At 68.7% G+C, this 11308-nt stretch carries 1 pseudogene; it reads right to left on the reverse strand.

Annotation, left to right across the window (positions count from 1 at the left end):
• Window positions 1–33: 33 nt before the first annotated feature.
• Window positions 34–11199: pseudogene (locus ACFSXZ_RS36310) on the reverse strand (SDR family NAD(P)-dependent oxidoreductase); the annotation flags it as partial.
• Window positions 11200–11308: the final 109 nt, after the last annotated feature.

Genomic DNA, 11308 nt, shown 5'->3' on the forward strand with positions numbered 1-11308 from the left:
TCACCAACTGCTTTCCGTCCAGGGCTTCGTTTTTCATGGCAGTTCTTCCAGCCAGGCCGAGACCGCCGCGGCGGTGGTTCCGGCGTGTTCTTCGAGAAGGGTGTAGTGGTTTCCCGGCACGTCGCGGATCACGTCAGCCGGCACGTCGGTCCGCCATGCGGGGAAGTCCGTTATCAGGGATTCGCCGGCCCGGAGCAACAACGTCGGTGCGGCGAGTTTCCCCGGGCGCCAGTCATAGAACAGGTCGACGGACCATCGAAACGCCGAGAGGCGGCTCCGGTCGAACCGGACCGCCCGTCCCTCGCGCTCATACAGGAGCGAGAGGAATCGTTTGTGGTCCAGAGACAGGAAGGGATGGTCGAGCCGGTACGTGTCGAGCATGACGACACCTCGTACGCCCACGCCCGAGTGTTCGAGACCCCGCGCTACCTCATGGGCGAGGACACCGCCTGAGGAGGTGCCCACCAGGACCACCGGATCCGGGCCCACATGCTTGCGGACGGCGTCGATCTGCGCGGCGATGAAGTCGTTCGCGGTAGCCGGCAGGGGTTCATCGCCCGTGAATCCGGGTGGGGGAAGAGCCGAGACGGCGTGACCTCCGGCCAGTTCGGCCGCGAACTGCGCATAGACCTGCGGACCACCGAGAGGCACGATCGGCCCCAGACACATCAGGTGCGCGCCTCCCGTTCCCGTGACCAGGGACACCGGGTCCGCAAGACACGGTTCGTCGTCGGGATAGCTGAATTTGGGCCGCAGCGCCGCGACGCTGAGCAGCAGCGCGCCGCCTTCGTCGACCTTCCCCTTCCGCACGGCGTCCCGGTACATCCGGCTCACCTCGTCGGGCGGCCCGGAATCGGAGCCCTGGAGCCGCCCGCCGGCGAACTGGGTGTTGTCCGCGGCCACCGACTCCGCGAACTGCCCGGCCAGATACCGGCCCAGCGCCGGCGCGTCGGGATAATCGAAGATCAACGTAGGCGGCAGCGCGAGGCCAGTCAGGGTGGCCAGCCGGTTACGCAGATCGACCGCGGTGAGCGAATCGAACCCGAGTTCCACGAACGGCTGATCGCCATCGACGGTTTCACCGCCGACATGGCCAAGCGCGACCGCCGCCTGGAGACGCACGAGTTCGACGAGACGGTCCACGAGCGCCTGCCCCGAAAGGGCGGACAACTCGGCCGAAGAAGTGGGCACCGGCGCACCCTCGGGTACGGCTCGGCCGGATCGGCGGCGAGCCCGGAAGCCGCGCAGAACGGGCGGCAGATCCGCGTGGGCGCGCAGTGCCACACGATCGAGGTTGACCGGGACGAGAAAGGCCTCGTTCGTCGCCACAGCGGCGTCGAACAGCTTCAACCCGTCTTCCTCGCTCAGTGGCGGCATGCCGAGACTGGCCATCCGTCGCAAGTCGGTTTCCGCGAGCGTGGCCGTCATTCCGCCGTTCGGTGCCCAGGCTCCCCAGGCGAGCGAGAGAGCGGGCAAGCCCATTCGTCTCCGGCCGGCCGCCAGCGCGTCCAGAAACGCGTTCGCGGCCGCATAGTTGGGCTGCCCGAGCCCGCCGAGCACACTGGACACCGAGGAAAAAAGCACGAACGCCGCCAAATCGAGGTTCTTGGTCAGTTCGTGCAGATGCCAGGCGGCGTCCGCCTTCGGCCGCAGCACACCGGACAGACGATCCGGGGTCATCGAGCCGAGCATGCCGTCGTCCAGCACACCGGCCGCATGCACCACGGCTGTGAGGGGGTGTCGTGCGGGTAGGGACGCCAGTAGTTCCGCCAGCGCGCCGGAATCCGCGACGTCGCACTTGGCCACGGTTACGGACGCACCGTGCGCGGTCAGGTCCGCGACGAGTTCGTCCGCGCCGCCACTACGACTCGCCAGCACGAGGTGCCGGACGCCGCGCGCCACGACAAGATGCCGAGCGAGCACGGAACCCAGTCCACCGGTCCCTCCGGTGATCAGTACCGTGCCGTCCGGGTCCCAGGGACGCGCTGTGCCCGCTTGCGCTTCGACAGAGGTCGTGGCAGCCAGCCGTGGCACGAGAACACGCCCGGCCCGCACCGCGGTCTGCGGTTCCTCGGCCAGGATCGCCTCGGCCGGCAGGTCTCCGTCGTCGAGATCGACCAGGTGCAGACGGTCCGGGGTTTCCGACTGCGCGGAGCGCACGAGGCCCCACACGGCGGCGGCGACGGGATCAACGGTTTCATCGTCGCCGGCCGCGGTCGCGTGCCGCGTCACCACCACCAACCGGGTCGAACCAAGGTGTGCCCGGGTGAGAAAATCGTTGACCAGAGCCAGTGCCCGCGCGGTCACCTGGTGGACCGACGCGGGCATATCCGCGAGACTCGTCACCCCGACGGGCGCCACCACTATTTCCGGCAAGTTACCAATCCGACCAAAAGTAGGCGGAGACGGACCGCGGCCAATCTGGCTGTATGGACCCGTTTCCGCCGTGGCTGTGGTCGGATTGGTAACGATCGGCACAGTATCTCTATCGTCCAGCGTTGCGACGATGCCGGCACCGTTCGGGGAAAGAGTGCGGCTTTCCCCGTCTGTCAGCGATGTCAGCACCATCCACTTTCCCGGACGCGTGCGGCCCGATGGTTCGGCACGGGTGAGGGGCACCCAGTCGAGCTTGAACAGCGAGTCCGCCGTCGGAGAACGCATCGACCTGACCTGTTCGGGGAAGGCCTCGCGCAGCACGAACGACTCCGCGGACAGGACCACCTGCCCGCCCCCGTCGTAGACGACCAGTTCCACGGCACCCCGGCCGCTGGGCACGACCTGGACCCTTACGCCGGCCACGCCAGGAATGCGCAGGGACACACCACGCCACGCGAACGGGAGCCACCCGCCGCTATGGTCCGGACCATTGAGTACCGCGAAGGTACAGGCATGGGTAGCGGCGTCGAGCAGCCCCGGATGCAGTTCGAAGTCCTTGCCGTCGATGTAGTCGGGCAAAGCGGCCTCGGCGAAGATCGCCTCGCCGAGTCGCCAGGCGGCCCGCAGGCCACGGAAAGCCGGGCCATACACAAAGCCGAGGTCATCGAGAGCCTCATAGAAACCGTTGAGCGACAACGGTTCCGCTCCCGGAGGCGGCCACGCACCTTCGTAGTCCGACGTAATCGAGACGCTGGAGGAAAGAACGCCCTCCGCGTGCCGAACCCAGTCGCTGTCGGCATCCGCCCGCGCGTGGATGCCGACGCGGCGACGGCCCCCCTCGTCCGGCCCGCCGACCAACGTCTGAATCTGGACGCTGCCGCGGTCGGGCAACCGTAACGGTGCCTCCAGGGTCAGTTCCTCGACACGGTCACAGCCGGCTTCCTTCCCCGCTCTGAGCGCAAGCTCCAGGAGCGCGGTACCCGGTACGAGAACCGTGTCCCATACCTGGTGGTCGGCCAGCCATGGGTGTGACGCCACGGAAAGCCTGCTGGTGAACACGTGCCCCGCCAGGGCGGGTAGCTCGGCCATCGCCCCGAGCAACGGATGACCGGGAACCGCGAGCCCCGCGGAGGCCACGTCGACGCCGACATCTTCGGTCAGCCAGAACCGTTCGCGCTGGAACGGGTAGGTGGGCAGATCGACCAGGCTCGGCCGGCGGCCCGCGAAGAAGGCGTTCCAGTCGATCGCCACGCCGTTGGTGAACAGCGTGCCCAGTGCGACGAGCGCGGTCTCCCGCTCGTCGGCGTCTTTGCGCATCATCGGTACGGCGAGCGGGTCCCCCGCGCCACCCTTGACGGGCCCGTCGGCGGTTGCCAAGGTTTCCCGGACGAGAGCGGACAACACCGCGTCGGGACCCGCCTCCACGAACGTGGTCACCCCGAGACCGCTGAGGGTGCGCACGCTGTCGGCGAAGCGGACGGCAAGCCTGATCTGTTCGGCCCAGTAGTCCGCGGAACACAACTGTTCGGCCGTGGCGAGGGCTCCGGTCACCGTGGACACGACAGGGATACGCGGCGCGTGATAGTCCAAACCGGACACCGCCGCCCGGAAGTCGTCGATGATCGGGTCCATGTGCGCCGAGTGGAAGGCGTGCGACACCGGCAACCGACGCGCGTGGTCGAAACGACCGGCGATGGTCATGACCTTGTCCTCGTCGCCGGATATGACCACGGCGAAGGGCGAGTTCACGGCCGCGATCGAGACGCCCTCGCAGAGCAGCGGAATCACCTCTGCCTCACTCGCGGCCAGCGCCACCATCGCTCCCTGGGACCGCAGAGCGTCCATCAGCCGGGCGCGTGCCGTCACCATGGCGCACGCGTCATCCAGCGACAACACGCCGGAGACATGGGCGGCGGCGATCTCGCCGATGGAATGGCCGACGACGTAATCAGGCCGCACACCCCAGGACTCGAGCAACCGGAACGCCGCCACCTCGATGGCGAACAGGGCGGGCTGGGCGTTGATCGTGCGGTCGAGGGCTCGCTTGTCCTCGCCGTAGATCACCTCACGCACGTCGAGCCGGGCCAGCGTCTCGTCGAGCGCCGCCCGGAAGACAGGGAACTGCCCGGCGAGTTCGTGGCCCATCGCGAGACGCTGAGCGCCCTGCCCGCTGAACACGATGGCAACGCGCCGGCCTTGGCGCGCCCTTCCCATGACTACCGCGGGCGCGGGCTCTCCGGCGGCGACGGCGGCGAGCGCGCCGGCCATCCTGTCCCGGTCGGAGCCGACCACGACCGCGCGCTGCCCCAGGGCCTGTCTTCCGGTCGCCAGCGACCACGCGATATCGGCGAGGCCGTTCGTTGTGTCCGCGGCGACGAAATCACGGAGGCGACCGGCATGCACGCGCAGCGCGTCCTGGCTCTGGGCGGAAAGCACCCAAGGCACGAATTCGGTGTCCGGAGGCACGGCGGCCGGTGGCGCCGTCGGCTCGGGAAACTCCTCGAGAATGACGTGCGCGTTGATGCCGCTCATGCCGAACGCCGAAATGGCTGCCCTTCGCTGCCCTCCCCCGGTTTCCCACGGTCTTGCCTCGGCCAGCAGTTCGACGCCACCGTCCGCCCACTGGATATGCGTGGAGGGTTTTTCCGCGTGCAGGGTCCGGGGAAGCACACCGTGGCGCATGGCCATCAGCATCTTCAAGACTCCCCCGATGCCCGCGGCGGCCTGGGTATGCCCGATGTTGGACTTGAGCGAGCCCAGCCACAGTGGCCTGTCGACGGGACGGTCCTGGCCATAGACGGCTTGCAACGCCTGGACCTCGATCGGGTCTCCCAGCGGTGTCCCCGTCCCGTGGCCTTCCACGACGTCCACATCGGACGGTTTCAGTCCCGCCGCATCGAGGGCCTGTCGGATGACCCGCTGCTGGGACGGCCCGCTCGGTGCGTTCAGGCCGTTGCTGGCGCCGTCGGAATTGACCGCCGTTCCCCGAATCACGCCCCACACGGGATGGTTGTTCCGTCGCGCATCGGAGAGACGTTCGAGCACGAGCATGCCGGCTCCCTCGGACCAGCCGGCACCGTTGCCGCCGTCCGCGTAGGAACGACACCGCCCATCAGGCGACAGCACTCCCATTCCGCTGAAGATCACAAAACTGTCCGAGGAGGCCAGTACCGTGACCCCACCCGCCAGGACAAGATTCGACTCCCCGCTGCGCAACGACTGACACGCCAGGTGGATCGCCACCAGCGAGGACGAGCAAGCCGTGTCCACGGACATGGTGGGGCCCTCGAGTCCGAACTGATAGGCGATGCGGCCGGCGCCCGCACTTCCCCCGCTGCTGTGGAACGGGTACTCGTGGTACATGAGTCCGGTGAATACCCCGGTCAGGCTGCCCTTCAACGAAGAGGGCGGAATACCGGCCCGCTCAAGCGCTTCCCACGCTGTTTCCAGCAGGATGCGATGCTGCGGATCCGCACGAGAAGCGTCGACCGGGCTGATCCCGAACAACGCCGCATCGAAAAGCGGTGCGTCGTAAAGAAATCCGCCCTGGTTGACGTAGCTGGTCCCGGACCGCTGCCGGGTCGGGTCGTAAAGGGAGGTGAGGTCCCAGCCGCGGTCGTCGGGGAGATCGGAGATCGCGTCGACACCCGAACTCACCAGCCACCACAGATCCTCCGGCGAGCCGACACCGCCGGGAAACCGGCAACTGGCCCCGACGACGGCGATCGGGTCGTCGCCGGGCTTGGGACGCGCACTCGCCGGGACGGCACGCGCGGGCACCGCGGCCGGCTCGATCCGCTTCCGCAGGTAACCGGCCACGTCGGCCACCGTCGGGTAGTCGAACACCAGGGTCGCCGGCAGGCGGAGACCGGTCACGCCACCCAAGATGTTGCGCAGTTCGACCGCCGCCAGCGAATCGAACCCCATGTCACGGAAGGCACGGTGCTCGTCGATGACGGTCTCGTCGTGGTGTCCCAGTACGGCAGCGACGTGCGCGCGCACCGTCCGCATCACAACCCGGTCGGCATCGTCGTCCGGCAACCCCGCCAGTTCAGCGGCCAGGGGGGTGGCACTGTCACCCCGTACCGTCGGTGCGGGTCCTGGGCGTCCGGCCGGCCTGTCGACGAGTGATCGCAACAATGCGGGCACGCCGTCCGTCCGCCTTCGCAACGCGGCCACGTCCAGGCTGATCGGCACGACCGCCGGGCAGCCACCCGAGACCGCCTCGTCCAGCATCCTGAGCCCATCGGCAGGAGGCAACGCCGGCATACCGAGACGGTTCATCCGCGCCAGCGCGGCGTCGGTCATCTTGTCGGCCATGGTGGTGCTCGCCTGCCACAGGCCCCACGCGAGCGAAGTCGCCGGCAAGCCCCGTGCGCTCCGGTAGCGGGCCAGCGTGTCGAGAAAGGCGTTTGCGGCCGCGTAGGGTCCTTGGCCGGCGCCGAGCAGCAATCCGGCGGAGGAGGAGAACAGGACGAACGCGGCCAGATCGCGGTCATGGGTCAGCTCGTGGAGATGCCAAGCTCCGTCGACCTTGCTCCGGAAGACACCGTCCACTTGCGCCTCGGTGACGTCGGTGATCACCGCGTTGTCGACCGAGCCCGCGGCGTGGACCACGGCGGTCAACGCCTCTTCGCCTTCGAGCAGCTCGGCGAGTGCGGTCCGGTCGGCGACGTCGCAGGCGGCTATTCGCACCTGTGCGCCCGTCGCGGCAAGTTCGTCGCGCAGTCGCGCCGCGCCCGGTGTGTCCAGTCCACGACGGTTCGTCAGCAGCAGATCACGGACACCGTGCTCGGCCACCAGATGGCGGGCGACTAGCGCGCCGAGGCCCGTGACACCACCGGTGATCAGCACCGTTCCCTGCCCCGCCCATGAGCGTTCGGGCGCCAGGGGCCCTCCGGTGACGGCCGCCAGACGCGGCCGGAACAACTTCCCCGCGCGTACGGCCAGTTCGGGTTCGCCGGAGGCGACGGCTCCCGCGACCCAGTCCGTCGTCGCGTCGCCGGCATCGACGATGGTCACCCGGTCCGGATGTTCGGCCTGTGCCGCACGGACGAGACCCCAGACGGGCGAGTACGCCAGGCCGGTCACTTCCTCGTCCGGTCCCACGGCGACCGCGGCACGCGTGACCACCACGAGATGTGCCGTTGTCTCCAGGGTGAGCCAGCGGCGCAGGCCGGCCAGCACCCGGGACGCGGCGGCCCGCGCCTCACCAGGACCGCCGGTGAGGTCGCCGCGCACCGGCCAGACCACCACCTCGGGCACGGCCTGTGGCAGGTGAGCGAACCAGTCGTCGTCGACGATCCGCACGTCGTGGGCCGGTGTCGCGGCTGCGTCTCTTACGTCTGGTACGCCTTCCCAGACCACCTCCCACAACCCGCTGCGCGCGGAATCCTCGACGGCGTTCAACTGCTCGGCGCTGACCGGCCTGCCGACCATGGACCCGATCGAGGCCACCGGCTCGCCGGTGGGATCAGCCAGTTCGATCCGGATGCCGCCCCGGCCCGCCGGGCTGACCCGGACCCGGACCGTGCTGGCGTGGGCGCCGTGCAGCCGCACGTCGTTCCACGCGAATGGCAGCGCCGTTTCGGTGCCCCCATCCAGCAAGCTCGGATGCAGCGACGCGTCCAACAGCGCGGGATGGATACCGAACCCGGCCACTCCCTCACCGGCCGGCAAGGTCACCTCCGCGAAGCGCTCGTCGCCGGCCCGCCACGCCGCCCGGACGCCCCGGAACACCCGGCCGTAGGAAAATCCCCGCGCCACCAGGGTTTCGTAGAAGTCGCCGACCTCGATGGGCACCGCACCGGCCGGAGGCCAGGCCTTGAGGTCGAAATCGGCCGGTTCAGCGCCGGAGCTCAGGACGCCCCGAGCGTGCCGGACCCATGATTCGTCCTCGGCGGCGTCGTGCCGCCGTGAGTGGATCGACAGCGCCCGGCGTCCCGGCTTCTCCGCCGCCTCCACCTCGACCCGCAGATCGCGCGCCCCGTCCGCACCGAGGATCAGCGGCGCTTCGAGGGTCAGTTCCTCCACCAGGTCGCAGCCGGTCTCCTCGCCGGCCCGGAGTGCCATCTCGACGAATCCCGTGCCGGGCAACAGAATCCTGTCCATGATCACGTGGTCGGCGAGCCACGGCTGCGTCCGGACCGAGAGCATCCCGGTCAGCACCAGCGCCGACCGGTTGGGCAGCGTCACCGTCGCGGTGAGCATCGGATGGCCGGACACTCGCTGGCCCAGGTGGGCGGGGTCGGACAGGGCCGGTTCTTCGGCAAGCCAGAACCTTTGCGGTTGGAAGGCGTAGGTCGGCAGCGCGACCTGCCTGGCGTCCGAACCCGCGAACCAGTCCGCCCACCGCACGGGCGTTCCTTTGACGAAGGCGGAGGCCACTCCCGTCAGTACCGACGCCAATTCCTCCCGCTTCTTGTGGAGGAGAGGCAGGAAATCGGCGTCACAGAAGGATTTGCCCAGGGTCGAGAGCGTGGCATCCGGGCCCACTTCGATGAAGGTTGTCACGTTCCGTTCGGCGAGGGTGGTCACGGCGTCGAAGAACCGGACGGTTTCCCGGGCTTGACGAACCCAGTAGCCAGGAGAACACAGCGATTCACCGGCGAGTTCGCCGGTGACCGTGGAGACGAGCGGTATCCGCGGCGGCGAGTAGGTGACCTTTTCGAGCACGGCCCTGAAGTCCTCGAGCATGGGTTCCATCAGCGGCGAGTGGAAGGCATGGCTGACCTCGAGCAGGTCGGCGCGCCATGGCGATCCGGCGACGATTTCGCGCAGGGCCGGCTCCGCGCCGGCCAGCACCACGGACTCCGGGCCGTTCACCGCGGCCACGCCGGCCACATTCTCGTACCCGGCGAGCGCGGGCGATACTGCGTCCACGGGGGCGTTCACCGACATCATGGCGCCGCCGGCCGGCAACGCGCCCATGAGCCTGGCCCGCGCGGCGACGACCGCGCAGGCGTCCGCGAGATTCCAGATGCCCGCCACGTGAGCTGCCGCGAGTTCGCCGATCGAATGTCCTGCCAGGTACCGGGGTCGCACGCCCCACGACTCGAGCAGCCGGAACAGCGCCACTTCGAAGACGAAAAGCGCGGGCTGCGCGTTGCCGGTGTCGCGAAGAGTCTCCTGGGCGCCATGGAAAAGCCGTTCACGCAGTCCGGCGTCGAAATGGGCGCACACCTCGTCGAACGCCGACGCGAAAGCCGGAAAGGTCTCGTACAGCTTTCTTCCCATACCGACACGCTGTGCGCCTTGGCCCGCGAACAACATCGCTGTTTCGCCGTGCTTCGCCACACCCTCGGCCGCCACGGAAACCGTGTCACCTGAGGCAAGAAGGACCACACGGTGATCCAGGACAGCCCGGCCGACGGCCAGCGAATAACCTACGTCGACCGGCGACAGGTCACGACCCGTCAGATGATCGACAAGCCGGTCCCGCTGTGCGGACAGGGCGAGGGCCGACTTCGCGGACAGCACCCACGGCACCGGGGCCGGAAGATCCGGAGTGCGCGGCGCGGATTCCCGGTCATCGGCGCGCTGTTCGATGATGACATGCGCGTTGGTGCCGCTGATACCGAACGCGGACACGGCCGCGCGTCGCGGACGGCCGGCGGGCGGCCATGGCCGCGCGCTGGTCAGCAGCTCGATCGCGGCGCGTTCCCAGTCCACCCGGGACGACGGCTTGTCGACGTGCAACGTTTCGGGCAGCACACCGTGCCGCATGGCGAGCACCATCTTGATGACGCCCACGAGGCCGGCGGCGGCCTGGGTATGGCCGATGTTCGACTTGACCGAGCCGAGCCACAGCGGCAGCGCCCGGTCCTGCCCGTAGGTTTCGAGCAACGCCTCGGCCTCGACCGGATCGCCCAGAACGGTGCCGGTGCCGTGTGCTTCGACGGCATCGACGTCGGCGGCGGCGAGCCTGGCGTTCTTCAGTGCTTCGCGGATGACGGCTTGCTGGGCCGGGCCGTTCGGCGCGGTCAGGCCGTTGGACGCGCCGTCGGAGTTGACCGCCGATCCCCGGACGAGCGCCAGTACCTGGTGGCCGTTTTCCACCGCGGTGGACAGCTTTTCGACCAGCACCATCGCTATACCCTCGCCCCAGCCGGTGCCGTTGGCCGACTCCGCGAAGGACCGGCATCTGCCGTCGGGAGACAGGCCACGCTGCCGGCTGAAGTCGACGAAGACCGACGGCAGCGGCATCACGCTGACGCCGCCGACAACGGCCATGGAGCACTCGCCCGCACGCAGGGAACGACCGGCCAGGTGCAGCGCCACGAGCGAGGACGAGCACGCGGTATCCACCGTGACGGCGGGCCCCTCCAGCCCGAAGGTGTAAGCCACCCGTCCGGACATCACACTGGCACTGTTACCGATGACGAGGTATCCCTCGACCTCATCGGCCGCCGCACCGGAACGGGCGCCGTACGGCTGCTGAGAAGCGCCGATGAAAACTCCGGTCGCGCTGCCCCCGACACCGCTCGGGTCGATGCCGGCCTGCTCGAAGAGTTCCCATGTCGTCTCCAGCAACAGCCGCTGCTGCGGATCCGTGCCCAGCGCTTCACGCGGGCTCATCCCGAAGAAGTCCGCGTCGAAGTTCGCCGCATTGTCCAGAAAACCGCCGTGGCGAGTGCTGGACTTGCCCGGTTTCCCCGGGTCAGGGTCGTACAGTTGGTCGACGTTCCAGCCTCGGTCACGGGGAAACTCCGAAATCGCATCCGTCCCGGAAGCCACCAGGTCCCACAGATCTTCCGGGCACGCCACGCCGCCTGGCAGGCGACAGGACATGCCGACGATCGCGATCGGTTCGTGCGTCTCCGCCTTGAACCGCGAAAGCTCGTGACGGGCGTCGATCAGTTCGGTGGTGACCCGGTTGAGATAGCTACGCAGCTTGTCGGTCTCGGACACTGGAACGGAACTCCTTCAAGGC

Source organism: Amycolatopsis pigmentata (assembly GCF_042684065.1).
GTDB lineage: Bacteria > Actinomycetota > Actinomycetes > Mycobacteriales > Pseudonocardiaceae > Amycolatopsis_E > Amycolatopsis_E pigmentata.